This is a genomic window from Arthrobacter terrae, assembly GCF_015708085.1.
Classification (GTDB): Bacteria; Actinomycetota; Actinomycetes; order Actinomycetales; family Micrococcaceae; genus Arthrobacter_M; species Arthrobacter_M terrae.
Genome location: NZ_JADNYM010000011.1, coordinates 17859 through 44226 on the forward strand (window position 1 = coordinate 17859; position 26368 = coordinate 44226).

Consider the following 26368-nt stretch of genomic DNA (forward strand, 5'->3'; position numbering starts at 1 on the left):
AGGAGAGTGTATGGGACGGCTGACACAACGCGTCCGGATGACCAAGGTCCGATTGTCGACGACGACGACGACGGCGGCGCGGGAAGGAACGGCGCCGCAGGGAACGGTACCGCAGGCAACGGTACCGGCTGTGTCCGTCATCCGGGCGGGCGAACACCACGGGGAGGACACGCTTGCGGTGGAAGAGCCGCTGGAAATCCGCTTGGGAGACGTGCCCTTCAGCGTGACCATGCGGACCCCGGGTGACGACTTCGACCTGGTGGCAGGTTTCCTCGTCTCCGAAGGGGTTATCTGGGAACCTGGTCAGTTGGTATCGCTGCGGTTCTGCGCGGGCGAGGACGAAAACGGCCGGCAGACCTTCAACGTGGTCCAGGCCCAGCTGCGACCGGATGTTGCACCACCGGATACTGGACTGGCCCGGCATGTGTACACCACCAGCTCCTGCGGAATTTGCGGGACGGCATCTATTGATGCCGTCCGGAAATCCTCCCACTTCGCCCCGGCCGCGGCGGTGCGCGGGGCGCCATTGGTGGGGGTGGAGCTGCTGGCCTCGCTGCCGGACAAACTGCGGCAGCGGCAGAAACTCTTCGACCGCACCGGCGGCGTGCATGCCGCCGGTTTATTCAGTGCGGCGGGGGAGCTGCTGTGTCTGCGTGAGGACGTTGGCAGACATAACGCGGTGGACAAGGTGGTGGGGTGGGCGCTGCGGGAAGGCAGACTGCCGCTGAACTCAACCGTGCTTCAGGTGTCCGGGCGGGCCTCGTTTGAACTGGTGCAGAAGGCATCCCTGGCCGGCGTGCCGATCCTCGCGGCTGTGAGCGCGCCGTCGTCATTGGCCGTGGAACTGGCCGAGAGCTCCGGCTTGACTCTCGTCGGGTTCAGCCGGGGCAGCAGCCTGAACGTCTACAGTCATCCGGAACGGGTCCTCAACCAACCCACCGAGTGAGGAGCACCTAGTGCATGATGACAGACTGTTGACCGAGGCCCGGTTGAGCCGCTTTGTCCGGGACCGGCTGCTCCCGGCCATCTACATCCGCAGCGTCGCGCTGACCGTCACCGGCTGGACCGTCCCGGGCGAGCCGGTTCCGTTTACCGAGGCGACGGCGCCGGCGACAGTGCAGGAATACGTATCCGTCGCACCGGGCGCAGCATGGGGGGCGCCCTGGTCCACGACCTGGCTGCACCTCACCGGTCCAGTGCCGGCGGGGTGGGGGAGCGCCGGCACCGCACTGGAGGTCGTGGTTGATCTGGGTTTCACCATTGAACTCCCCGGATTCCAGTGTGAAGGCATCGCCTGGCGACGGGACGGGACCATCGCGAAAGCCATTTCGCCACGCAACCAGCACGTAGCACTGGAGTTGCTCGCCGGGACCGGAACGGCGAAGACCGACGCAGCGAAGACCGGGCCGGAGAATGACGAAACCAGCAGAGCGGTGGACTTCTACGTCGAGGCGGCGGCCAATCCCGATGTGGCGGCGGGTTTTAGCTTCGCCCCTAATCCCCTGGGGGACAGGGCGACGGCGGGCACGCTGCCGCAGTATCGGCTGGGGCCGATTGTGCTGGCCGAGCGGGATCTGCAGGTCTGGGAACTGTGCCAGGATGTGGCTGCCCTCAGCGGCCTGATGCTCGTACTGCCAACGGATCTGCCTCGCCGCTCCGAGATTCTGCGGGCGCTCGAAACCATGATGGACGTGATGGACCCGGATGACGTCGCGGGTACCGCCATCGCCGGCAGGAGTGTGCTGGCCGGAGTGCTCAGCCGGCCGGCATACGCGTCCGCGCACGGTGTGGTGGCAACCGGTCATGCCCATATTGACTCGGCGTGGTTGTGGCCCGTGCGCGAGACCATCCGCAAATGTGCCCGGACGTTCGCTAACGTGCTGGCCCTGATGGATGAGAACCCCGACTTCTTCTTCTCGTGTTCCTCCGCGCAGCAGCTGGCGTGGATGAAGGAGTTCTACCCGGAATTGTTTGACCGGATCAGGGCCAAAGTGACCGCTGGGCAGTTTGTTCCGGTGGGCGGTATGTGGGTCGAGTCAGATACAAATATGCCCGGTGGGGAGGCGATGGCGCGGCAGTTTGTCGAGGGGAAGAATTTTTTCCGGAGAGAGTTCGGGATTGACTGCCTGGAGACGTGGCTGCCGGATTCCTTTGGCTATTCCGGAGCGCTCCCGCAGATTGCCCGTGCGGCGGGAATGAGATGGTTCCTGACCCAGAAGATCTCCTGGAACGAAGTGAACAAGATGCCGCACCATACCTTTCTCTGGGAGGGGATTGACGGCAGTCGGATCTTCACGCATTTTCCCCCCGTGGACTCCTACAGCTCGGACCTGAGCGCGGCGGACCTGGCGCACGCGCAACGGAACTACCGTGAGCAGGGGCGCGGCACTTTGTCGCTTGTTCCCTTTGGCTACGGCGACGGCGGCGGCGGCCCCACGCGCGAAATGATTGCGGCTGCGCACCGGTCCTCGGATCTGGAGGGCTCGCCCACCGTAGTGATGGGAACCGCGGCACAGTTCTTTGAGCAGGCTCAGGCCGAGTACCTGGATCCCCCAGTATGGCTGGGAGAGATGTATCTGGAACTGCACCGCGGCACCTACACCAGCCAGGCCAACACCAAAAGAGGTAACCGGCGCAGCGAACACCTGCTCCGGGAAGCTGAGCTGTGGGCCACGACGGCCGCCGTGCGCACCGGCGCGGACTACCCCGCCGCGGAGCTTAAACGCCTCTGGCAGGTGGTCCTGCTCCAGCAGTTCCATGACATCCTGCCCGGCAGCGCCATCGCCTGGGTCCACCAGGACGCCGAACGCAACTATGCCGCCGTCGCCCATGATCTGGAAGCCCTCATCACCGCCTCGGCACGGACACTGCTCGGGGAGGGGGAGACGGAATTCCTGCTTAACGCTGCCCCGCATGAGCGTTCCGGAGTTCCCGCGCTCGCGGCAGCCACGGTATCCGTGCCGGAGCTGCCGGTCGAAGTCACCGCTCGGGACGGGGGTTACATCCTGGACAACGGAATCATTCGGGCAGTGCTGGACGGTAACGGACTGCTGACGTCCCTGATGGACCATGCCACCGGACGTGAGGCCATTGCCCCGGGGAGCTTCGGCAACCATCTTCAGCTGCACCGCGACACTCCCAATGCCTGGGACGCCTGGGACGTCGAGGAGTTCTACCGCCGCAATGTCACCAGTTATGCACAGGCGCGGTCGGTGACACTCGAACGCGCCGGGTGGGACGCCGTTGTCGTCGTAGAACGCCTCGTCGGGTCCTCACCGGTAACGCAGCGGATCCGGCTGGCGGCCGGTGCGCCGTCGCTGGTCATCAGCACTGTGGTGGACTGGCAGGAAAGCGAGAAACTGCTCAAGCTCGGCTTTGCGTTGGACGTGCGGGCGGACCGCTCCGCCGCGGAAACGCAGTTCGGCCACGTCTACCGGCCCACGCACAGCAACACCTCCTGGGACGCAGCCAAATTCGAGATCTGCGCGCACCGCTGGATCCATGTGGGCGAGCCGGGGTATGGCGTGGCGATCTCCAACGGTTCGACGTACGGGCACGACGTGACCCGGGCGGTCCGTGCCGGCGGCGTGTCGGGATCGGAGGGCACGACGACGACGGTCCGGCTCTCGTTGCTGCGCGCGCCGCGCTGCCCGGACCCGTTCACCGACCAGGGCCGGCACGAACTGACGGTGACTATCCGCCCCGGTGCCGGGATCGCCGATGCCGTGGAAGAGGGCTACCGGACCAATCTGGAGCCGCGTCTTGTCCACGGTGCGCATGCTGCGGACCCGCTGTTCACCGTTTTCAACGCGGCCCTCGTGATCGAAGCGGTGAAGCTGGCCGAGGACGGCTCGGGCGACGTCATTGTCCGGTTGTACGAATCCCTGGGCGAGCGTTCCAGTGGACTGGTGACCGCCAACTTTGCGGTCCGCGATGTTGCGCTGACAGACCTGCTGGAGGATCCCATTGCAACTCCGCCGGGTATCGTGTTCGGCCGGGACTTCGCCGAGCTGACGCTGCGGCCCTTCCAGCTGCTCACCTTGCGCTTTTGCCGCTGACCGTTTGGGAGGTATCCGCAGGCCAGCTAGAAGTCGTGCAGCAGCCGCTGGAGGAATTGCTGGGTGCGTTCCTGTTGGGGCTGGCGCAGAACTTCGGATGCGGGGCCGCGTTCCACCACGACGCCGTCGTCCATGAAGATGACTTCGTCAGCCATTTGACGGGCGAAACCGAGCTCGTGGGTGACGATTACCATGGTCCAGCCTTCCTCGGCGAGTTCCTTAATGACGCCCAGAACGTCGCCGACCAGCTCCGGGTCCAAGGCCGAGGTGGGCTCGTCGAAGAGCAGCAACTGGGGCCGCAGAGCCAGCGCGCGCACGATTCCAACCCGCTGCTGCTGACCGCCGGAGAGTTCAAACGGGTAGGCATCCTTCTTTTCCAGCAGCCCGACACGGGCCAGCAGCCGCTCGGCTTCCTCGACAGCCTGCGTCCGGGGCCGCTTTTGCACCTTGATCGGCCCTTCCGTGACGTTCTGCAGAACCGTCATGTGCGGAAAGAGGTTGTAATGCTGGAACACCATGGCACTGCGGTCGCGCAGCGCGAAGATCTCCTTGCGCGAAACTTTCCCTCCGAAATCCAGCCGCAGTTCCCCGGTTCCGTTCCCGCCGAGGGCTACCGTGCCGCCGTCGGGCATTTCCAGTCCGTTAAGGCAACGGAGCACGGTGGTCTTCCCTGACCCCGAGGGGCCGATCAGCGCCACGACTTTGCCCTTGGGCACGTCCAGATCGATGCCCCGGAGAACTGCATTGCTGCCAAAGGACTTGGTCAGTCCTCTGACCTTGAGCACCGGTGCCTCATCAGTGGGCGACATAGCGGTCCAATCTCTTTTCGAGCTGTGATTGTGCAGAGGACAAGACCAGGCAGATAACCCAGTACACCGCTGCCGCCTCCAAATACAGCGCCATGAATTCCTGGCTGAAGGCCGCAACCTGCTGGGCCTGCCGGAACAGTTCAGTAACCAGGATCAGGGACGCCAGCGAGGTGTCTTTCACCAGCGAAATGAAGGTGTTGGACAGCGGCGGAACTGAGACCCGGGCGGCCTGGGGCAAAATGATCCGCAGCAGGGCCTGTCCGCGGGACATGCCGATGGTGTGCGCGGCCTCCCACTGACCCTTTGGTACCGACAGGATCGCGGCACGGATCACTTCCGCCGCGTAGCCACCCACATTCAGTGAGAAGGCGATAATCGCACTGGGCCAGGGATCCAGTTTGATGCCGATGGTTGGCAGCCCGTAGAAGATCACGAAGAGCTGCACCAGCAATGGCGTGCCGCGGATCACCGAGACATAAAAGCGTCCGACGGCGGCAAGGATCACGTTCCGGCTCAGCCGCATCAGCGCCACGATCAGGGCAAGAATCAGCCCCAGCACAAAAGAGGCGAGGGTGAGTGGGATGGTGCCTTTGATCGCGCCGCCGATCAGCGGGCCCAGCGAACTCCAGACTAAGTCCCAGTTGACACTCATGCTTTAGCCTAACGGGGCGGTCGTGTGGAAACACGGAGCCGTCATTTGGAAACGTCCACGCCAAAATACTTCTGAGAAATTTTCGTCAGCGTGCCGTCGGCCTGAAGTTCTGCCAGCGCCTTATCCACCGCGTCCACCAAGGCGGTGGAGCCCTTCCGGAAGACGAAGGCGTTCTCGGACTTGTCGGGACTTTCGGCAGCTATCTTCAAACCCGCGTCCGGATTGGTCTTAATGTAATCAAGGTAGGTGAGTTTGTCATTTACCACAGCATCCACGCGGCCTTGGCGCAGCAGGGCAATGGCCTGCGCCCAGCCTTCGACGGCCTCGACATTGGCACCGCTCTTTTGCGCCAGCGTGTAATAGTTGCTGGTCAGCGACTGCGCGGTGGTCTTGCCCTTGAGGGAGTCGAAGCTGGTGATGGAGTTATTGTCCGCTTTGGTCACAATTACCCCCGATGAGACGGTGTACGGCGTGGAAAAATCGTACTTGGCGCTCCGCTGCGGGTTGATGGAGACCTGGTTCGCGATCATGTCGAACCGATTGGCTTCGAGTCCGGCGAAAATTCCGTCGAACTGGGTTTCCCGGAAGGTTGCCTTGACGCCCATTTTGTCCGCTACAGCCTGTGCAATTTCTACGTCGTAACCGGTCAGCTGGCCGGAACCGTCGGCATGGAAGGTGAAGGGTTTGTAGGTGCCCTCGGTGGCGATCACCAGTTCACCCTTGGACTTCACGTCGCTTAGCGAGGTATCGGCACCGGTGGAACCGCTGGACGCGGAACTGGAGCCTGAGCCCGTTGAGCAACCTCCCAGGGCCAATGACACTGCGGCCAAACCGACTAGGACAAAACGGCGGCGGTTCATAAGGATGCCCTTCTTCTAAGAATTCCGCGGACAGGTGTCTGTCCGCGGGCACAGGTTGCGACCATAGCAGCGTCAACGTCTTTACGGCGTGGTCTTATTTCCTCCCATGAAGCCTTCTTGACCCAGACCGCGTTAACCTGCCGTGTTAACCTACCGCGCCCTACAGGCCCTAGGCTTGATCCTCGGATACGGCGCGGGGCACAGCAAAACCAAAGGAAACACCATGAGTATGGAAGGCGCAGCCTGGAGCTCGCTCTGGAGCTCAATGCGTTCGGATAAGAGCGGCAGCGGGATCTCCAAGGACACGCCGAAGCGAACACTCGCTTTTGCCAGGCCGTACAGCGGCCGGCTGGTGGTCTTCGTGGTGCTGTCCGTAGCATCGGCGATCCTCGCCGTTGCCACACCGCTGTTCGCCGGGCAGGTAGTGGACGCCATCATTGCCCGCGCCGATGTGCAGGTTGTCATCAACCTGGCCCTGCTGATCGCTCTTGTGGCGGTGCTGGACGCAGGCTTCTCGCTGGTGATCCGCTGGATTTCCGCAAACCTGGGTGAGGGCGTAATCCTGGACCTGCGCACCGCGGTGTTCAATCACGTGCAGAAGATGCCGATTGCCTTCTTTACCAGGACCCGTACCGGCGCGCTGGTCAGCCGGCTGAACAATGACGTGATTGGTGCGCAGCAGGCCTTCAGCGGCACGCTCTCCGGCATCGTCAGTAACTCCGTGGCCCTGATCCTGACCCTGGTGGTAATGCTCGGCAAGTCCTGGCAGGTGACCGTGCTTGCCTTGGTCCTGCTGCCCATCTTCCTGATCCCGGCCCGGCGGTTTGGCTCCCGACTGGCGGGCATGCGCAAAGAGGCGGCTGATCTGAATGCTGACATGAGCACCCAGATGACGGAGCGCTTCTCCGCACCCGGGGCGACCCTGGTCAAGCTCTTCGGCCGGCCGGCGGAGGAATCCCGCGAGTTCACCGGACGGGCCGCCCGGGTGCGGGACATCGGTGTCCGGACCGCCGTCATGCAGTTTGTCTTCTTTACCGCCCTAATGCTCGTCTCCTCGCTGGCCCTTGCGCTGGTTTATGGTCTGGGCGGCTACTACGCCATCCGCGGTCAGTTGGCTGCCGGCGACGTCGTCGTCCTGGCTTTACTGTTGACCCGTCTCTACGCGCCGCTCACCGCGCTGGCCAACGCCAGGGTGGACATTATGAGCGCTCTGGTCAGCTTCGACCGGGTTTTTGAAATTTTGGACCTCAAACCGCTGATCACCGAAAAACCCAACGCGCACGGGATTCCCCGCGGACCGGTGGCCGTGGAGTTTGACGATGTCCGCTTCGCCTACCCGTCCGCGGACAAGGTCTCCTTGGCGTCGCTGGAGGATGTGGCCACGCTGGACACCCGGGGCGGTGAGGAAGTGCTGCACGGAATCAGTTTCCGCGCCGAACCGGGGCAGACGATTGCCCTCGTCGGGTCCTCCGGGGCGGGAAAATCCACTATCGCGCAGCTCCTGTCCCGGCTCTACGACGTCGATTCCGGTGCGGTCAGGCTGGCCGGAACGGACGTGCGTGAGGTGACCTTTGACTCGCTGCGCCAGACTATCGGCATGGTCACCCAGGACGGGCACCTGTTCCATGAATCCATCCGCTCCAACCTGCGGCTGGCAAAACCTGACGCCAGCGATGAACAGATCTGGGATGCGCTTCGCCGGGCGCGGCTGAAAGACATGATCGCCTCCCTGCCCGACGGGCTGGACACTGTGGTGGGCGAACGCGGCTACCGGCTCTCCGGCGGCGAGCGTCAGCGCCTGACGATTGCCAGACTGCTCCTGGTCCAGCCCGCGGTTGTCATTTTGGATGAGGCGACGGCGGCACTTGACTCGACGAACGAGGCCGCGGTTCAGGCCGCACTCGGGGAAGCGCTGCAGGACCGCACAGCTATAGTCATTGCGCACCGGCTTTCCACCATCCGGGCTGCGGACGCAATTTTAGTCATTGAGGCGGGGCGCATCGTGGAGCAGGGCACACATGAGGATCTGCTTCGCGCCCGCGGCCGCTATGCGGAGCTGCACGACACGCAGTTTGCCCAGGCCGTGGCCGCCGTCGCCGAGGCTGGCGTGTCCGACGCCTGACCCGGACAGCTGGAGTCTGCGCCCGGACGGGCGCGGGCTCCGGCGACCTTCTTGTTCTACCCCACTGGGCGGAACAAGGACGTGGTCAGCAGCAGATTCTTGTCCGGTCCGCTGACATCCCATTCGTAGTCGAGCCGGCGGGCTGAGACCACGTGGTAGGTGACCGTGTACGTGTCCGGTGCACACCCGTGCACGGTGGTCCACGTGCCGGCGGACAGATTCAGCGTATGGAAGAAGCGCCCGGCGGGAAAATAAATGTCCAGGGCGGCAGGCTCTGTGGTGGCTTGCAGCAGATATTCGCGGGTCGCTTTCCCGGTGTACGTCGGCCAGCTGATCGTGCCGTGTTCACGCTGCCGCAGCCCGCCGCCGTCGGGCTCGAAGTCGCCGGGTACAAACAGTACTGTCCCGTCGAAGCGCCCGCGGGACCCGCTGGAACGGTCCACCAATGTGCGCTCAACCCGCCAGCTCCCGGCCAGATAGGCGCATAGATCGGCGACGGGTACAGGCTCCACGTGCGCGAGGCGGGATTCGAACCCGCGACCTTCCCTTTAGGAGAGGGATGCTCTATCCTGCTGAGCTACTCACGCCCGCACCGGTTAGGAACGTATTCGCAAACCTGTGCGGAAACTACCTTACCGGTTTCGGCACGATGTCTGTGGCCACGGCTAAAGTGAAACCGTGACCGAATCAGTTTCGCAGCCCGCAGCAGAGCCTCACCGGGAAGGCATGGCGGCAGCCGTGCCGCTGGCTGCCCTGTCCACGGCACAGCTGACCAGGACACGAACCCTGGTGGGGGCGTGGGCCAAAATCAGCATTCTGCAGTATTTCATTGCCGAAGCGGTGGTCATTGCCGCCTGGGCCGGGCCAACCGCCTACAGTCGCCGTTTCAATGTCATCAGTGACCTGGGTGCCGAATATTGCGGGGTATACAGCGGCCGGGCGGTGTGCTCGCCATTGCACCGGCTGATGGACGCCTCCTTCATAGTTCAGGGTCTGGCAATGATCATCGGCGCGGTGCTGCTGAGCTCGGTGCTCTTCCGGGTTGCCGGTAAACCGGGCCTGCCGGGTCTGCCGCCGGTCAGGGGCTGGCCCGTTGCCGTCCGCGCGCTGATCGGTGTGTCGGGGCTCGGCACCATTGTGGTGGGGCTGGTCCCGGAGGACACGATTTCCTCCCTGCACTATGCCGGGGCTGTGCTGTTCTTCATTGCGGGGGGCTTGTCGCTGGTGGTGCTTGGCTGGAATTGGCGCCGACGGCGGCTGATCAGCGCATTCTTACTGCTCTGTGGCGTAGTGTCGTTGATTTCCACCGTGGTGTTCGCGCTGGTTCCCGGCATCGAAGTCGGAACGGTGGAGCGCCTGATGGCCTACCCGATCACGATCGGGCTGTCGGTGGTGGGCATGGTGATGGCCCGCGGATGCCAGCAGGCGCGGGCATCCGTCCGGGAGCACGCCCTCGCCTGAGCGTGGCTCCGGCAGCGCTGGGAGAGGCCCCGGGCGGAAGGTGCCGGCCGCTTCGTTGTCACGGGCTCACCCCTGTCTCACCGGCGGCCGCGAGGAGAGTTGCCGCCCGGAGAGCCGCCGTCGGGAGAAGCACTCGGACCGCCGTCGGGAGCAGCCTTAGCGCCGTTTGCGCGGCTGTGCCGCTTCCTGCCCCGGCCCAAAACGAGGGCGCAGCCACCTGCCAAGAGGGCCAGCGCCAGCAGTACCCACGACGAGACGACCAGGAAGCTGGTCAAGGCAACCTGACCGCCGTCGGGCGTTCCATCCGCGAGCATGCTGTCGACAGCAACGTTTGCGCACAACTGCACGACGGCGAAGAGTACGGGGACGGCCCACAGCGCACGTCTGAGGGCTGCCCGCCGGACGTTGAATGCGATCAGGATAATCCAGGTGAATCCGAAAACCAGCGGGAACAGCGTACCGGCCGTCTTGTGCACGAACTGCAGCTGCCCCCGTGCGTCGGCATCCATCGAGCCGCGTAGCTGTTCAATGTAGGACAGGTCGAACCCGCCGATCAGAGAATCGGGCATGGGATGGCCGTTGGAGAGCTGGGTCATCTGCTCGAGCGTGAGCAGGTGGAAGTACCAGAAGAGGAAGGCGGTGGCCACGCTGGCGGCTATCAAAATGAGATTGCCGTTTCCGCCCCCTTCAGCCACAGCAGCAGGGGAGCCTGGTCGGGCGAGGACTCCGGGCTGGGTGAGGCTGGTTGCCGGACCACCGTGTTTGGCAGCGCGCTGCGCGGGAGTTTTGGCCATGGCTCCATTATCCACTCGGATGGGAAAGACCTTATCGGTAGGCTGGGCCCATGGCCTCCAAATCCGCTCCGTCTGATAATTCCGCCGCACTGGACTCCGCCGCACTCGACTCCGCCACCCTGGACCCCGCCACCCTGGACCCCGCGCGCACAGATTTGGAGCTGGCTGCGGAGTTGGTCCGCCGCGCGGGTGCACTGGCGCGGCGGATGCGCGCCGACGGGCTGCTTGCCGAGCAGAAATCATCCGTTTCCGATGTTGTAACAGCCGCCGATCGCGCGGCGGAGAGTTTTATCGTGGAGCAGCTGCGCCGCTGCCGTCCCGCGGACGGCATTCTGGGGGAGGAAGGCGCAGCGCATCCGGGATCAAGCGGCCGTACCTGGGTGATCGACCCGGTGGACGGGACCTACAACTTCCTCAGCGGATCCACCTATTGGTGCTCGGCCCTTGCCCTGAAGCTGGACGGTGTCCCTTCCGGCGGACCTGCCGGCGGACCTGCTGACGGACCTGCCGGCCCAGGGACGGCCCCGGATCCGGATGTACTCGTGGGCGCAATCTACCAGCCGGAGGAGGACAAACTCTGGCTGGGCGGGGTGGATCACCCGGCAACGCTGAACGGACGGCTGTTACCGCCGCCGTCGAACGCCGGCATTGGCCAGCTAAGCGCCGGCACCTACATTCACCCGTCCTGGCTGGTGCAGCCTCATGCGGCGATGCCTTGGCACGCCGCCGCGATCCTGCCCGCCACGATCCGCATGCTCGGTTCCGGATCCTGCGATTTGGGCCGCGTGGCGGACGGGCAGCTGGGCTGCTGGTTCCAGCACAGCTGCCCCGAATGGGACTGGCTGCCGGGGAAGGCAATTGTCCAGGCAGCTGGCGGCACCACCGCCGTCGTGCGGGTCAATGGCCTGGATTGGTGTATCGGCGGAGGCCCGACGGCGGTCCGGGAAGTAGCTGCGGCGCTGCGGTCCGGGGCGCTGGACTGAGTCTGCAGGCCGGCTGCGGTGCCGAAGTGCCGCGCCGTCTGCAGGCCGGCTGCGGTGCCGCTGGACCGTAGCGAAGGTCCGTGTCAGGGGCAGCGATTAGACTTGATATCACCATGGATATGTTGTTTGACCCTCGCCCCACGCCCCAGCCGTCCACCTCTGCCCCGGCCCTGCCTAGTGCCGTGGACCTGCTCGTCGGGCTTAACCCCGAGCAGGAACTGGCCGTACGGCACACCGGTTCGCCGCTGCTGATTGTCGCTGGCGCCGGATCGGGGAAGACGCGGGTGCTCAGCCATCGGATTGCTTATCTGCTGGCCACGGGCAAGGCGCATCCGGGACAGATTCTGGCCATTACCTTCACCAATAAGGCCGCCGCGGAAATGCGCGAACGGATCGGTTCGCTGGTCGGTGAACGGGCCAAGAGCATGTGGATCTCAACGTTCCACTCGTCCTGCGTGCGGATTCTACGTCGCGAGGCCGGTAACGTGGGGCTGAACTCCAACTTCTCTATCTATGATTCAGCCGATTCACTGCGGCTGATTACGCTGGTGGCCAAGGGACTAAACTTGGATCCGAAACGGTTCGCCCCGAAAGCGATCCAGCACAAAATTTCGGCACTGAAAAACGAGCTCATTGATGATGATGAGTATTCGACCGAGGCTAATCATAGTGATCCCTTTGAGCAAGCGGTTTCCGAGGTCTATCAGGGGTACACCCAGCGCCTGCGCCAGGCCAACGCCATGGACTTCGACGATCTGATTGCCCAGACCGTCTACATTTTCCGGGCCTTCCCGGGCGTCGCGGATTATTACCGCAGGCGTTTCCGGCACGTTCTGGTCGACGAGTACCAGGACACCAACCATGCCCAATATGCGTTGGTGCGCGAGTTGACCCTGCCGGTGGAGGACGGCATCCTGGCGCCTTCCCCGGCGGAACTGACGGTGGTGGGGGATTCGGATCAGTCCATCTATGCGTTCCGCGGAGCCGATATCCGCAATATTGTGGAGTTCGCCAAGGATTACCCGGCGGCGCAGACCATTAAGTTGGAGCAGAATTACCGGTCCACGCAAAACATCCTCAGCGCCGCCAATGCGGTGATTTCGCGGAACCCGAACCGGCCCGAGAAGCGGCTGTGGACTGCCGAGGGCGACGGCGAGAAGATCGTCGGCTACGTTGCTGAGAACGAGCACGAGGAAGCACGCTTCATCGCGGAGGAAATCGACAGGCTGCAGGATGAGTCTGAGCTGCGTCCCGGCGATGTTGCAATCTTCTACCGCACCAACGCGCAATCGCGCTCTATCGAGGAAATTCTGCTGCGGGTGGGACTTCCGTACAAGGTGGTCGGCGGCACACGGTTCTATGAACGCAGGGAAATCAAGGACGCACTGGCCTATCTGCGGGTGCTGGTAAATGCCGATGACGACATAAACCTGCGGCGGATTGTGAACGAACCAAAGCGCGGCATCGGGGATCGGGCTGAAGCAGCGGTAGCCGCTTTGGCGCAACGGGACCGGATCTCCTTCATGGCCGCCCTGCGGAGGGCCGATGAGGCGCCGGCGATGGCCACCAGGAGCGTGAACGCGGTGGCCGGATTTGTGAAACTAATGGATGATCTGGCCGTTGTTGCGGCCGGATCCGGCGCGGCCGCCGCGTTGGAAGCTGTGCTGGAACAGACCGGGTACCTGGCCGGGCTGCGGGCCAGCACAGATCCTCAGGACGAGTCCCGGGTGGAGAACCTCGCGGAACTGATTGCCGTGGTGCGCGAATACGAGCGGGACCATCCGGAGGGAACCCTCGGCGAATTCCTGGAGCAGGTCTCCCTGGTCGCGGACGCCGATCAGATCCCGGTTGCCCCGGGAGGAACGGCGGCAGAAGCGGCAGCGGCGGTGGCCGAGGCCAAGCGGCTGGGCGTTGTCACGCTGATGACGCTGCACACCGCGAAGGGCCTGGAGTTTCCCGTGGTGTTCCTGACCGGAATGGAACACGGTATTTTTCCGCACTCGCGCTCGGCCTCGGATCCCGCCGAGCTGGCGGAGGAACGCCGCCTTGCCTATGTGGGCCTGACGCGTGCCCGCAAGCGCCTGTACCTGACGCGGGCGGAGGTCCGCAGCCTCTGGGGGCAAAGCCAGTACAACCCGGCGAGCCAGTTTATTGAGGAAGTTCCGGCCGAGTTGATCCAATGGAAGCGCGAAGGCACCGTCCGGACCATTTCCCCGGGCGGTTTTTCCGAGGGATTCGGTGCAAACCGCTACGGCGGTTCCTTCTGGGGAGCGGGCAGCTCCATGGGCGGCCGGGACTCCGGGCAGCTCCCGCCGAGCATTTCGGCCCGCAGCGCAGCCGGCAGGGTGCAGCCGCAGAAGGAGGTGGTCGCCGTCTCTGTGGGGGACAAGGTCAATCACACCAGCTTCGGCAACGGCACGGTGCTCTCGGTGGAGGGTGCCGGAGATAAGACGGTGGCAAAGGTGAAGTTCGACGTCGGCGAGAAGCGCCTGCTGCTGCGTTATGCGCCGTTGACAAAAGCCGTGTGACGCATGCAGGCGGCGGCTGCGCATAGCAGCCCGTGTGTGCTTTCCCACTAAACGGGTAGTCTGTAACCGGTGGACCGCAGCCCTGGACTAAAGTTCCAGTGGGGTAGCGGGTCTGTTTTCCGTCGCCGGAAGAGCAGACCGGGCGCTCCGCAGTCGCAAGATTGAAATGAACACTACTTCGACGTAGAAGGACGCAACCTGTGGACCTGTTTGAATATCAGGCGCGCGATATGTTTGAGGCGCACGGTGTCCCCGTGCTTGCCGGCATCGTGGCGCACACCCCGGAAGAGGCCAAAGCGGCTGCCGAGAAAATTGGCGGCGTTACGGTTGTCAAGGCTCAGGTAAAGGTTGGCGGCCGCGGAAAAGCCGGCGGCGTCAAGGTCGCCAAGACCGCTGATGAAGCATTCGAGCACGCAACCGCGATTCTCGGCATGGATATCAAGGGCCACACGGTCAACACCGTCATGATCGCCCAGGGTGCAGACATCGCCGAGGAGTTTTACTTCTCCGTCCTGCTGGACCGCGCCAACCGCAACTACCTGGCCATGTGCTCGGTGGAAGGCGGCGTGGAGATTGAGGTCCTGGCCGTCGAGCGCCCCGACGCGCTGGCAAAGGTTGCCGTTGACCCCGAGGTCGGTATTGATCAGGCCAAGGCCAACGAGATCGTTGAGACCGCCGGGTTCTCCGCTGAGCTGGCACCCAAGGTCGCTGCCGTGATCATCAAGCTGTGGGACGTCTTCAAGAAAGAAGACGCCACGCTCGTGGAGGTCAACCCGCTGGTGCGCACCGGCGCCGGCGACATCCTGGCACTGGACGGCAAGGTCTCCCTCGACGAAAACGCCGACTTCCGCCACCCGGGCCACCTTGCCCTGGAGGACGCCGCCGCGGCCGACCCGCTCGAGGCCAAGGCCAAGGCCGCAAACCTGAACTACGTCAAGCTCGACGGCGAGGTAGGCGTGATCGGAAACGGCGCCGGCCTGGTCATGTCCACGCTCGACGTCGTCGCCTACGCCGGCGAGGGCCACGGCGGCGTCAAGCCCGCCAACTTCCTGGACATCGGCGGGGGAGCGTCCGCAGAGGTTATGGCTGCCGGCCTTGACGTCATCCTCAACGACCCGCAGGTCAAGAGCGTGTTCGTGAACGTCTTCGGCGGCATCACCGCCTGTGACGCCGTCGCCAAGGGCATCGTTGGTGCACTGGCCGAGCTGGGCTCCGCCGCGAACAAGCCGCTGGTTGTCCGCCTTGACGGCAATAATGTTGAGGAAGGCCGCCGCATCCTCAACGAGGCCAACCACCCGTTGGTCACCCTGGCCGCCACGATGGACGAGGGCGCCGACAAGGCTGCCGAGCTCGCCAACGCTTCGAAGTAGAGGTTTGCAGATATGTCTATCTTCTTGAACAAAGATTCCAAGGTCATCGTCCAGGGCATCACCGGCGGCGAAGGCACCAAGCACACCGCCCTGATGCTCAAGGCCGGAACCCAGGTTGTTGGCGGCGTGAACGCACGCAAGGCCGGTACCACCGTCAAGCACGGCGATGTTGAACTGCCGGTTTTCGCTACGGTTGCCGAAGCCATTGAAAAGACCTCCGCTGACGTTTCCATAGTCTTCGTACCGCCGGCCTTCACCAAGGACGCCGTCGTCGAAGCCATCGAAGCTGGCATAGGCCTCGTTGTTGTCATTACCGAAGGCGTGCCCGTCCAGGACTCCGCCGAGTTCTGGGCACTGGCCCAGTCCAAGGTTGACGCTTCCGGCCAGCAGGTAACCCGCATCATCGGGCCGAACTGCCCCGGCGTCATCACCCCCGGTGAGGCCCTGGTTGGTATCACGCCGAACAACATCACGGGCAAGGGGCCCATCGGTCTGGTCTCCAAGTCCGGCACGCTGACCTACCAGATGATGTTCGAACTGCGTGACCTGGGCTTCTCTACCGCCATCGGCATCGGCGGGGACCCCGTCATCGGGACCACGCACATCGATGCGCTGGCGGCCTTCGAGGCAGACCCGGAGACCAAGGCCATCGTGATGATCGGTGAAATCGGCGGTGACGCCGAAGAGCGCGCGGCCGAGTACATCAAGGCCCACGTCACGAAGCCCGTTGTTGGCTACGTCGCCGGCTTCACCGCCCCCGAGGGCAAGACCATGGGCCATGCCGGCGCCATCGTCTCCGGTTCGGCCGGAACGGCGCAGGCCAAGAAAGAAGCTCTCGAAGCTGCCGGAGTCAAGGTCGGCAAGACGCCGTCCGAGACGGCCACCCTGCTGCGCGAGGTTTACGCCGCCCTGTAATTTAGCCAGGGCAAGCGTGGACACCGCACGCTAAAACCCCCGCTGTCCGCCGTATTCCGGCTGGACTGCGGGGGTTTCGCGTATACAGTGTCGGGACATGGTCGGGACATGGTCGGGACGGCGACAATCCCCGCGGACTGCCAGTAGGCTGTACCGGTGAATGCTCCGATCCCGACCAAGCCCCGAAGCATTGAAGTCGCTGACCTGGTTAGGTTCGACGCTCTGGTGGAAGCCGGTGCCACGAGCATGCACGGGTGGCACCTGCAGTCCTTGGAGCTGCGCGGCCGGACAGCGGCCCTGGCCCGGATGGAGGCGGCCGGCGCGGTATTTCTTGGCTGCAGCTTCGCCGCCGGTGCGGAGTCAGATCTTCGTTCCCGCGGCGCCTTGATCTTTCCTTTCCTTCCCGGAGTTCCCTTTGACTCGTACCGGGGCCGTCTTTACACCGGAGCGGAACTGTATGCCGGTGTCAAGACCAGCACCTATGAGCAGACGCTCGACGCCCGCGTCTATCAGTGGACCTTGCGGGCCGGTGCCCATCCCGGGCTGGATGCCACACTCGCCACGGCCATGCACGACCATGCGATCGGCAGTGCGCTCGATGAGCTCCTCGGCAACACTCTGCCGGGCACCTCAACCGCGGCCCGTGGCGGGCTCGCGGGGCGGAAACTGGTGGGAGTGATGGGCGGGCACGCCGCAGTCCGGGGCAGCAAGGAGTACGACGACGCCGCCCGCCTCGGCAGGCTGCTGGCGCGGTCGGGATTTGTGGTCACCACCGGCGGCGGCCCGGGCGCCATGGAGGCGGGGAATCTGGGCGCTTACCTCAGCGCGCACGACGTCGGCGCTCTCGACGGTGCGTTGGCATCCCTGGCGGCAGTTCCAAGGTTCCGCCCATCGGTCTCGAGGTGGGCAGCCGCTGCCCTCGCCGTCGTCGACCGTTATCCCCGGGGAACCGCGAACCTGGGTATTCCGACATGGTTTTATGGTCACGAGCCGCCAAATGTTTTTGCCACTGGGATAGCGAAGTTTTTTGCCAATTCCATTAGGGAAGCGGTGCTGCTCAGCCGTTGCACGGGTGGCATTGTCTTCCTTCCGGGGGCCGCCGGAACCGTGCAGGAGATTTTTCAGGACGCGTGCGAAAACTACTACGCTGCACCCGAAGCGGTGGCACCGATGATCCTGGTCGGCCAGGAGTACTGGGAAAAGACTCTTCCAGTTTGGCCCCTGCTCCAGCGGTTGGCCAAGGGTCGGGGCATGGAAGGCCACCTGCACCTGGTCGAAACGCCCGATGACGCGTTGGCGGTCCTCAGGCGGCCCGTTGGCCCCGGGTTGTAGATTCCGGGCCGGGGACTGCACCGCACTGCGGCTGAGGAGCTACCCGGCAGCGGGGAATCGCGTGGTTTGCCTCACTTGCCGGGCCAGCTTTGCTGATCCGAAGCCCGAGAAATCCGATGCTCCCGGTGCTCCCCAAATGACCACGAGTTTCAGCGGCCCGGTTCCGGTGTTGCGCAGGTCATGGTGGGCCCCCACTTTGGCCAGTATTGAGTCCCCGACCGAGATGTCAAATGTCTCACCGCTGACCTCCATCTGTCCGGTTCCTTCGGTGACAATGTAGATTTCTTCGAGCGCCATGTCGTTGTCCGTGTGGGCGTGCATTCCTTCGCAGCCGCCGGGCGGGAGTTCCCAGGTTTGGACAGCAACCCGCAGTTCCGACTGGTCGAAGAAATGCCACTGCATCCGGACGGGAGAGCCGCCGTGCAGCCGGTAGTTAAACGCATGTTCGCCGGAATGTTCAATCATTTGGTGTTCCTGGCCTTTCGATTGTGCCGGCATCTTGTCCTCCTGACGGTTGGGGATACTCAACCGCGGCGAACGACGCCGCCGAGCCGGGTGGTGATTTTAGCCGCGGCATCGGTGCAGGCGTCGGCGAGGATCTGCAGTGTGTCGATCGAGACGCGGAACCTCGGTGCGGGTATCAGCACCGCTGCGACGACATTCCCGCGATGATCAAAAACCGGGGCGGCCACACTGGCTTCGTCCAGTGACGTTTCCCCGTAATTTGTGGCGTAGCCCCGCGCGGACGTCTCCTTTAGCCGGATCAGGTAGGCCTCCAGGGCCTCGTCATCCATTCCCGGGAAGGCGATAGTGCCGCTGGTGAGCAGACTGCGCGCTCGTTCAACGGGTTCGTGCGCCAAAAAGACCTGAATCGATGAGCTGAAAGAATCATGGTAACGGGTGCCAAGTGGGGTGGTGTGTTTGACTTGATGGTGGCTGGCAATTTGCTCCACACACATGGATTCATTGTTATCCCAAACCATCAGCGCACTGGTTTCACCGGTTCGTTCGGTCAATTCCTGCAGCACTGGATAGGCGACACGTCGCTCCTCCAGGTCTGCCAACAAGGGGCCCGCGACCGCGATCAGGCCCAGTCCCAGGGTGTAGCGTCGCGTTTCCGGATCCTGCCGGACCAGGTTTTCAGCTTCAAAAGTGGCCATGATGCGTGAGACCGTGCTTTTGTGCATGCCGACCCGGGAGGCGATTTCCGTGACGCCCAGCAGCGGTTCTTCGGTCGAAAAGCATCGCAGTACCGCAATTGCGTTGACAATGACGGAGCTTCCACGGCCTTCGCCGTCGGCCGAATCCCGGACTGCGGTAGTGGTCATTACTTCCCCTTTGAGTTTGTCGTCCGAATGCGGCGTCACGAAAACGTGGCGCCGCATTCACGAGACGGTACTTGCTGCGCTGCCGTCCGGACCGGCCTGCCGTCCGGACCGGCCTGCCGTCCGGACAGGCCTGAGCCCTGTGTTATGTCTTAGGCTCCCACAATGTTGTGCTCGGGGCCGAACGGGAATTTGGTGATATTCTCCGCGCCATCGGTGCCAACCACCAGAATGTCGTGCTCACGGTAACCACCGGCGCCTGCCTGGCCGTCCAGCACGGTGATCATCGGTTCCATCGAAACCACCATGCCCGGTTCCAGCACGGTATCGATGTCTTCACGCAGTTCCAGCCCCGCTTCGCGTCCGTAGTAGTGGCTCAGAACGCCGAAGGAGTGCCCGTAGCCGAAGGTCCGGTTAGCGAGCAGGCCGCGGTCCACGTAAATCTCGTTGAGTTCAGCGGCAATGTCCTTGCAGACGGCGCCGGGCTTGATCAGTTCCAGTCCGCGCTTGTGGACCTCGACGTTGACGTTCCACAGTTCCAAAGACCGTGCATCGGGCTCGCCCAGGAACAGGGTCCGTTCCAGTGCGGTGTAGTAGCCGCTGGTCATCGGGAAGCAGTTCAGGGACAGGATGTCGTGCTCCTGGAGCTTGCGCGTTGTGGCCCAGTTGTGGGCACCGTCGGTGTTGATGCCGGACTGGAACCAGACCCAGGTGTCGCGGATCTCGGAGTTAGGGAACGTGCGGGCAATTTCGTGCACCATGGCTTCGGTGCCGATCAGGGCGACCTCGTACTCGGTGATGCCGACCTTGATGGCGTTGCGGATCGCTTCTCCGCCCAGGTCACCGATGCGGGCGCCGTGCTTAATGACGGCAATTTCTTCCGCGGACTTGATCATGCGCTGGCGCATGGCGGCCTGTGCCACGTCCACCAGGGTGGCGCCGCTGAACGCGGCCTGGATCTTATTGCGGTTATCCAGTGGCAGGGAGTCGTCCTCGACGCCGAGCCGGCGGACGTTGATGCCACGGGTGCGCAGGGCCTCTTGGATCGCAAAAATGTAATTGTCCCGGCGCCAGTCCGTGTACACCACGTTGTCGCCGTAACCGCGTCGCCACGGCATGCCGGCGTCGATGTTCGCCGTAACGGTGACGGTGTCGTCCGCGGTGACCACCATGGCGTAGGAGCGGCCAAAGTAGGTGAAGAGGAAGTCCGAGTAGTACTTGATGCTGTGGTAACTGGTCAGTACGACGGCGTCGAGCTCCTTGGCCGCCATGATTTCCCGCAATCCACCGAGACGGCGTTCAAACTCTGCATCGGAGAAAGTGAGCTGAACCTTTTCGCCGTTGTGCAGGACTTTGAGGCGTTCCAGCTCGGATACGGAGCTGGCGTTTTCGGGAATGGTGATGCTCATGGTGTCTCCTTGTTGATGTTGCATTGGTAAATTGAGGGGAAAGTCTGGGATGGGCCTGGGCCGTTAGTGCATCAACGGCGCCTTCGAGGTCTCCTTGGCAAGCGACACGGCGATCAGGGATACGACGGCGGCCGCCATCAGGTACCAGCCCGGTGCCAGGTTGGAGCCGCTGAGCTTGATGAGCAGTGTGGAGGCGAACAGTGCGGTGCCGCCAAAGAGTGCGTTAGTGAGGTTGAAACTTACAGCGAATCCGCTGTAGCGGATCTTTGTCGGGAACAGTTCGGCCAGGAAGCTGGGCAGCGTTCCGTCATTGAGGGTCAGCATCGCGCCCAGCAGGATCTGGACCAGGATGATGATCAGGAAGTTTCCGGTGCTCAAGAGCAGGAACATCGGAACGGTCAGCACCACGAAGAGGATCGATGCGGTGATCAGGACCCGTTTCCGGCCAAACCGGTCCGAGGCCAGGCCGGTCAGGAAGATGAAGCCAATGTAGGTGACCAGGGCGACCGTGGTGGCCAGGAACGACTCGGAGGAATCCAGGCCGACTACCTCACTGAGGTAAGTGGGCATGTAGCTGAGAACCACATAGAATCCGACCGCGTTCAGAACCACTGCACCGACGGCGATCAGAAGCGGACGCCAGTGCTTGCGGAACAGGTCCGTGACGGGGGCCTTGATCGCCTCGTCTTCCTTTTCCAGGGCCAGGAATGCCGGGGTGTCCTCGAGCTTGACACGGATGTAGCGGCCGATCAGACCCATCGGGGCGGCAAGCAGGAACGGAAGGCGCCAGCCCCAGGAGTTCATTTGGTCCGGGGACAGGGAAACGGAAAGCAGCAATGCGATCAGGGAGCCAAGCAGCAGGCCGGTGGCCGTGCTGGCGGGCACCACGGCTGCGTATAGTCCGCGCCGGTTCGCCGGGGCGTACTCCACCAGGAATGCCGAGGCGCCGGCGTATTCACCGGCGGCCGAGAACCCCTGGACAACGCGCACGAGCAGCAGCAGGATCGGTGCCCAGATACCAATGATGTTGTAATCAGGGATCAGCGCAATCGCGAAGGTCGCCGCGGACATGATCAAAATCGATAAGGACAAGGCGTTCTTGCGCCCCACCCGGTCACCGATGTGCCCCCAGATGAACCCCCCGATGGGGCGGACAAAGAAGGAGATGGCAAACAAGCCGAACGTCAGCAGCAGTGCGGTCTGCTTGTCCGTCTCCGGAAAGAACGCATGCGCTATGGTGACGGCCAGGTATCCGTAGACGGCGTAGTCGAACCATTCGACGAAGTTGCCGATGAAACTGGCGCCAATGACCCGGCGCAGAGTTTTCTTGGAAACGCCGGTTCCGTCATTGGGGTTTTGCTGGCCGCTGAGGGTCGTCGTTCGGGGGGACGGCGAAGCGGGCCCGGCATAGGGCTCGGTGCCCGGCAAACCGGCGGGCAAAGCTACTGGGGGTGTTTCATTCGTCATAAGAATCCACCAAAGGGTTTGGGGTTGCAAGCGTTGCAACGTCGTTGCATAAGCGTACGACGTGATTCGCATCACGGTCAAGGGGTTGCGTGTTTGAGTTTCCCCCAGCCGCGACAACGGCGCCGTAGCCTAGCCCGTTGCGGCACCGTCGTTGCAGAGCAGTAATTTGCGTCGAGGAAAGCGAATGCCGCCGCTAGGCCGGCACACCCGCGGGCTCGCGAACCAGTTCGTTGGCCAGATCCATCACCAAGTCGTCAACCACCTGGCCATGGAGCAGTTCACCCTTAGCTGCGCTGGACCCGGCTGCCGAGGACAGGCAGCCGGTGTCCGGCGTGCGGTCCGGCACCACGGGGAGCCGGTCGAAGCGCGGCAGCACGGCGGCCGGACCGTCGACAACGCGGTCCATGGCTACTCTGCCCGGCTCAAGGTAGAGCATGAGCGAGGTCTCCAGTACCCCGCCATGCTCGATCTCCCACCCGGGGAAGCCGCCGGGGTAGACCTGGGCCAGCGTGTCCGGGGTGACAAAGTCCCAGTAGGACAGCAGCAACACGCTTGGCTTCGCGCCCGGCCCGATCCCGAGTTCCTCCAGGGCCAGGTCGATCCCTTCATAGAGGAACTGGTAGTTCTCGAAGTGCCCGTTGACAAAGACCACGTGCCGGACGCCCTGGTTCAGGAAGGACTTGACCAGATTGCGCGCCACGCCAATGAGCGAGGCGCCGTCCAGGCTGGTGGTGCCGCAAAGGTGGTTGCCGCCGCCGGACTTCTGCTGTGACTTGTAGCCGTAGGCGATGGGCTGGGCAACAAGCGCCCCCAGCCGGGTGGCCACTGCCTGCGCGAAATGCGTTGACAAGATGGTGTCCGTTCCCAGCGGCAGGTGCGGCCCGTGCTGCTCCAAGGAACCGACAGGGATGAGGACAATTGCCTCCCCGGACGCCAGAGCCTCGCGATAGGCGAAGGCGTCCAGGTCTTCCAGAAATACTGATGTGCCCATGGTGGTGCTCCTCGGTGGGTGTGGCATGCAGGGAAGTGAACGCTGCGGCGGCCGAAATGGCCGCCGCAGCGGGGGTGCGGGCTCAGACCACGGGTTCCGGGATTTTCTCTGCGCAGGCATCGCCATGCTCTGCCAGCACGGCATCGTCCTGCAGGTCAAGGCGGATGCCCAAGGGCACACCGGCCCGGAGGCGCCTGCGGAAGCGAGGGTAGCCGAGCGCAAAATACAGGCCCGCGGAGGTGATGGTGCCAGCCAGCCAGGAAAAATCGATTCCGCCCAAGGCCGTGGCGATGGGTCCCTGCAGGGCGGGGATGGCGCCGTACATGCACATCCAGGTCATGACAATCCCGGCGAAGAATGCAATGAACGCGACCGGATTGAATGCTTTGAGATGGGTTTTCTCCGGGGGGAGGAACAGATAGCTGAAGTTCTTGTGCCGGCGTTCAAAGACGAAATAGTGCACGGCCATAATGCCGCCCCACGTGGCAACCCAGGCCACTATCGCGATCAGCCAGGTGTCCAGCAATTCACCGAAGTTGCGGGCAAACATGAAGCCGATTACGGCAAGCATAGAAAGGGCGCCGACCAGGATGGACAGTTTCTTGCGGGACACCTTGACATCGAGCGCTTGTACCGCGACACCGAAGGTGTACATGTTGATGATGTTGGTGGCGATCGGACCGTGGATGACGAGCAGGATGACAGGAATGGCAAACGTGCCGAAATTCTCCACGATGAGAGCTCCCGGGTCCGCGCTTCCGTTCTTGGTGGCAAGGCTGGCGCCGAGAATGCCGAGCCAAACGACCGGCAGGAACTGGCCCAGCACACTGACGGTAAACAGTTTCGCCGGTCGTATTTTCCTGCTCACAAACCGCGAATAGTCCGGTGCGTAGGTGAACCAGCCGATTCCCCAGCCGATCCCGATAGCGGTCATCACGCCGGACATCGCGGCAATGCGGGGCATCCCGGTGAGGACTTCTCCTGCCGGGCCGGCGTAGGACCAATCGATGTTCAGGTGTGTCCAGGCGAGGATGGACATGGCGATGAGGACCACGATCGTGGGCGGCATGGTCCAGCGCTCAAACTTGGCGATGGCGTGGTAGCCGCGGTAGCAGATAATGACCTGGATGCTCATAATGACGCCGGCTGTGGCGATGCGCCAGCCGAAATTGGAAGCCGCCGGGTCCACCCAGCCGATCAGCGCGAAGAGGGCCATGACCAAGTCCAGAATGATCCAGGTGTTCACGGCCGCCCATCCGATGGCAATCGTGGCTTGGATTGCCGCTGGCAGGTAGGCGCCCCGGCGCCCAAAGGCGCCTCTGGAGAGCAACATCCCGGTGGCACCGGTTTTCTGGCCCAAGATGACGAAGAAGCCGAAACCCAGCATACCGATGAGGTTTCCGACAATGAGCACGAAGAGCGTATCGGAAAGGCCGAGCCCCAATTGGATTCCCAGTGCGCCGAGGATCCAGTTGATGGGGGCCACATTGGCACCTGCCCAGATCCAGAACTGACCCGAGAGCTTAGTGGTCCGCGCCGATTCCGGCACTGGCTGGAGAATATCTTCTACTTCCTGGGTGGCGTCTTCAGATTTAGTCGCCGATCTTTGTTTCACTGGTTACTCTTTCCGCCGCTGATTGAAGGTCCCTGCAGAAGTTTACGTGTGATGGGCACCACATGATATGTTGCAAGTGTCCATATCCCCGCGGGGAAAACTTGACACTGTGTCCATTGCCGGGCTGTTTTCGAGCAGTTAGCGGCTAACGAAGGGAAACGATTTATGCTTCCTCTGGCCGAGGTGCTGGACAATGAACTCGTGCGCGCGGGCCGTCCGCGTATCCGCGCGGGCCGGGCGATGATCGCGGTGAACTCGGTCCGCTGGGTCCATTCAAGTGAGGTGCTGCAAATCGCTCCGCTCCTGCGCGGGGAGGAACTTCTGCTGACGGGAGGGGCAGCTCTCTTAGGACTTAAGCCAGCGGCACAGCAGGACTACATCCGCCGACTGGCCGAGCGGCACGTCAGTGCCCTTGTCATCGAAACGGCCGGATTAAGCCGTAAGCTTTCGGCGGAACTGGTTCAGGCCGCCGAAGACTCATCCCTGCCTCTCATCGAGTTTCAATCAGTCGTCCCGTTCGTGGACGTGGCCGAAGACATTAACCGGCGCATCGTCTCCAAGCAGATTGCCGCCCTGCAGACTGCCGACTCCATAGCCCAGCACTTGATGGAAGCGCTGGCCTCCGGCGCCACCTTGTCGACGCTGATGGACCTCCTGGCGAAATCGCTGAAGACGCAGGTGGTGCTGATGGATCTGCGCGGAGCCGTGCTGGAAACGGCTGGCGAGGCGATGGAGCAGGCCGAACTCATTGAGGTGGAAATTTTCATCGGGGGCATCGCGACGGCGAAACTGAGCATCCACCGCCGGGCCAGCAGCGACGCGGCCGTGCTCCGGACCATCGGTGAGAGGCTCAGCGGAACGCTGGCTCTGGCTCTGTCGCAGCGATACCAGCCGACGCTGTCCCAGGTAGCGGACACCACTTTGATGCGGGCGGTGTTGGATGGCTCCGGGGCGGCGCAGGTGAAGGAGTTTTGCGCGATAGCCAAATTCCCCACCGACCAGCCCGTACTGATGATGGAGTTCCGGAGGATAGGTCTGGCCAATATCCAGGGGTCCGCGGAACGGGCGGTGCGTCGGTGCTGCCCCGGTGTGCGGACCTATCAGGAGGGCGGGAACGTCTATGCACTGATCCCGTTGGGAAACGTCGGGACCCGGCAGCGACGGTTTAGCATACTGGAGACATTGGAGAAGGAGCTCGCCGAAATTGCCGTCACCGGGGTCATGGGCCCAACGGTCGTCGATGCCACCTTGGCGCATTGGTCCTTGAGCGAGGCCAAGCTTGCGCATTCCCTGGGTCCGGCGTCCAAGGTCGGCAATAACCTGTGGGACAGCGAAAACTTTGTGGTGGAGCGGCTGGCCGCCGGTGCACTGCCGGCGTTGGCCGTGGCCCGCCTGACCCAGGAATTGGTCGGCGAACTACTGGAGTACGATAAACGCCGCGGTACCAAGCTCCTGGAGACACTCGATCAGTGGCTCGTAACCGGTTGTAATACGGCGGAAGCTGCCCGAATACTGTTTTTGGAGCGCCAGTCAATGCACAATCGGTTAACCAGGATATTCGAGTTACTTGGCGGCGATCCGCGCGGCACGGGCAAGATGGCTGGATTGCATCTGGCCGTCCGGCTAGCCGCAACCCTCCCGCATCACGTGCACGCTTCACGACTGCGCTAACGGCAT

21 protein-coding genes and 1 tRNA gene are annotated in these 26368 nt (G+C 63.2%); 10 read left to right on the forward strand and 12 right to left on the reverse strand.

Annotated elements, in window-relative coordinates; translation table 11 throughout:
* The first annotated feature begins 10 nt into the window (after nucleotides 1-10).
* Nucleotides 11-946 (forward strand): formate dehydrogenase accessory sulfurtransferase FdhD, encoded by a 936-nt coding sequence (gene fdhD / locus IV500_RS09835; RefSeq protein WP_230854776.1) that lies wholly within the window; start codon nucleotides 11-13, stop codon nucleotides 944-946.
* A 10-nt stretch (nucleotides 947-956) separates the two neighbouring features.
* On the forward strand, nucleotides 957-4058 hold the full coding sequence (locus tag IV500_RS09840) for an alpha-mannosidase (protein ID WP_196396638.1): 3102 nt from the start codon (nucleotides 957-959) through the stop codon (nucleotides 4056-4058).
* 26 nt (nucleotides 4059-4084) lie between these two features.
* Here IV500_RS09840 and IV500_RS09845 read toward each other — a convergent pair whose 3' ends face one another.
* Genes IV500_RS09845 through IV500_RS09855 form a run of 3 tightly spaced genes read right to left on the reverse strand, consistent with a single transcriptional unit; the run spans nucleotide 4085 to nucleotide 6379 of the window.
* Nucleotides 4085-4867: an amino acid ABC transporter ATP-binding protein gene (locus tag IV500_RS09845; RefSeq protein WP_230854777.1), complete on the reverse strand. Its 783-nt coding sequence runs from the start codon at nucleotides 4865-4867 to the stop codon at nucleotides 4085-4087.
* Nucleotides 4854-5519 (reverse strand): amino acid ABC transporter permease, encoded by a 666-nt coding sequence (locus IV500_RS09850; RefSeq protein ID WP_196396639.1) that lies wholly within the window; start codon nucleotides 5517-5519, stop codon nucleotides 4854-4856. Before IV500_RS09850 ends, IV500_RS09845 begins: the two co-directional genes overlap by 14 nt.
* Before the next feature lie 41 nt (nucleotides 5520-5560).
* On the reverse strand, nucleotides 5561-6379 hold the full coding sequence (locus IV500_RS09855; RefSeq protein ID WP_196396640.1) for an amino acid ABC transporter substrate-binding protein: 819 nt from the start codon (nucleotides 6377-6379) through the stop codon (nucleotides 5561-5563).
* 223 nt (nucleotides 6380-6602) lie between these two features.
* On the opposite strand from IV500_RS09855, the gene IV500_RS09860 reads away from it, so the two are divergent.
* Nucleotides 6603-8501 (forward strand): ABC transporter ATP-binding protein, encoded by a 1899-nt coding sequence (locus tag IV500_RS09860; protein ID WP_196396641.1) that lies wholly within the window; start codon nucleotides 6603-6605, stop codon nucleotides 8499-8501.
* A gap of 56 nt (nucleotides 8502-8557) precedes the next feature.
* Here the strand turns inward: IV500_RS09860 and IV500_RS09865 are convergent, their stop codons facing one another.
* Nucleotides 8558-9013 carry a DUF6314 family protein gene (locus IV500_RS09865; RefSeq protein WP_196396642.1) on the reverse strand — a complete coding sequence of 152 codons (456 nt, stop codon included), beginning with the start codon at nucleotides 9011-9013 and terminating at the stop codon, nucleotides 8558-8560.
* Between the two features lies 1 nt (nucleotide 9014).
* Nucleotides 9015-9088, reverse strand: a tRNA-Arg gene (locus IV500_RS09870).
* A gap of 91 nt (nucleotides 9089-9179) precedes the next feature.
* Here IV500_RS09870 and IV500_RS09875 point away from each other — a divergent pair.
* Complete coding sequence (locus IV500_RS09875) at nucleotides 9180-9962, forward strand: DUF998 domain-containing protein (protein ID WP_312875884.1); 783 nt, start codon at nucleotides 9180-9182, stop codon at nucleotides 9960-9962.
* A 77-nt stretch (nucleotides 9963-10039) separates the two neighbouring features.
* Here IV500_RS09875 and IV500_RS09880 read toward each other — a convergent pair whose 3' ends face one another.
* Entirely contained in the window at nucleotides 10040-10756 is a 717-nt protein-coding gene (locus IV500_RS09880; RefSeq protein WP_230854778.1) for a hypothetical protein, read from the reverse strand.
* A gap of 50 nt (nucleotides 10757-10806) precedes the next feature.
* Between IV500_RS09880 and IV500_RS09885 the strand changes: the two genes are divergently transcribed.
* The 5 genes from IV500_RS09885 (at nucleotide 10807) to IV500_RS09905 (ending at nucleotide 17884) form a co-directional block, all read left to right on the forward strand.
* Nucleotides 10807-11739: an inositol monophosphatase family protein gene (locus IV500_RS09885; protein ID WP_196396643.1), complete on the forward strand. Its 933-nt coding sequence runs from the start codon at nucleotides 10807-10809 to the stop codon at nucleotides 11737-11739.
* Nucleotides 11740-11858: 119 nt separating this feature from the next.
* Nucleotides 11859-14267: a DNA helicase PcrA gene (gene pcrA, locus IV500_RS09890; protein ID WP_196396734.1), complete on the forward strand. Its 2409-nt coding sequence runs from the start codon at nucleotides 11859-11861 to the stop codon at nucleotides 14265-14267.
* Between the two features lie 200 nt (nucleotides 14268-14467).
* A complete protein-coding gene (gene sucC, locus IV500_RS09895; RefSeq protein WP_196396644.1) occupies nucleotides 14468-15637 on the forward strand; it encodes an ADP-forming succinate--CoA ligase subunit beta in 1170 nt (389 codons plus the stop codon).
* 12 nt (nucleotides 15638-15649) lie between these two features.
* On the forward strand, nucleotides 15650-16552 hold the full coding sequence (gene sucD, locus IV500_RS09900) for a succinate--CoA ligase subunit alpha (RefSeq protein ID WP_196396645.1): 903 nt from the start codon (nucleotides 15650-15652) through the stop codon (nucleotides 16550-16552).
* Nucleotides 16553-16708: 156 nt separating this feature from the next.
* Nucleotides 16709-17884 (forward strand): LOG family protein, encoded by a 1176-nt coding sequence (locus IV500_RS09905; protein ID WP_312875885.1) that lies wholly within the window; start codon nucleotides 16709-16711, stop codon nucleotides 17882-17884.
* 39 nt (nucleotides 17885-17923) lie between these two features.
* Here the strand turns inward: IV500_RS09905 and IV500_RS09910 are convergent, their stop codons facing one another.
* The 6 genes from IV500_RS09910 to IV500_RS09935 all read right to left on the reverse strand — a co-directional run bounded on the left by IV500_RS09910 (nucleotide 17924) and on the right by IV500_RS09935 (nucleotide 24691).
* Entirely contained in the window at nucleotides 17924-18349 is a 426-nt protein-coding gene (locus tag IV500_RS09910; RefSeq protein WP_196396646.1) for a cupin domain-containing protein, read from the reverse strand.
* A 59-nt stretch (nucleotides 18350-18408) separates the two neighbouring features.
* Nucleotides 18409-19212 (reverse strand): IclR family transcriptional regulator, encoded by an 804-nt coding sequence (locus IV500_RS09915; RefSeq protein ID WP_196396647.1) that lies wholly within the window; start codon nucleotides 19210-19212, stop codon nucleotides 18409-18411.
* A gap of 149 nt (nucleotides 19213-19361) precedes the next feature.
* A complete protein-coding gene (locus tag IV500_RS09920; protein WP_196396648.1) occupies nucleotides 19362-20618 on the reverse strand; it encodes an aminopeptidase P family protein in 1257 nt (418 codons plus the stop codon).
* A gap of 63 nt (nucleotides 20619-20681) precedes the next feature.
* A complete protein-coding gene (locus IV500_RS09925) occupies nucleotides 20682-22085 on the reverse strand; it encodes an MFS transporter (RefSeq protein ID WP_196396649.1) in 1404 nt (467 codons plus the stop codon).
* Nucleotides 22086-22278: 193 nt separating this feature from the next.
* A complete protein-coding gene (locus IV500_RS09930) occupies nucleotides 22279-23076 on the reverse strand; it encodes a creatininase (RefSeq protein ID WP_196396650.1) in 798 nt (265 codons plus the stop codon).
* Between the two features lie 82 nt (nucleotides 23077-23158).
* Nucleotides 23159-24691: a purine-cytosine permease family protein gene (locus IV500_RS09935; protein ID WP_312875886.1), complete on the reverse strand. Its 1533-nt coding sequence runs from the start codon at nucleotides 24689-24691 to the stop codon at nucleotides 23159-23161.
* Between the two features lie 165 nt (nucleotides 24692-24856).
* Here IV500_RS09935 and IV500_RS09940 point away from each other — a divergent pair, with 165 nt between their 5' ends.
* Entirely contained in the window at nucleotides 24857-26362 is a 1506-nt protein-coding gene (locus tag IV500_RS09940) for a PucR family transcriptional regulator (protein WP_196396651.1), read from the forward strand.
* The last annotated feature ends 6 nt before the right edge of the window (nucleotides 26363-26368 follow it).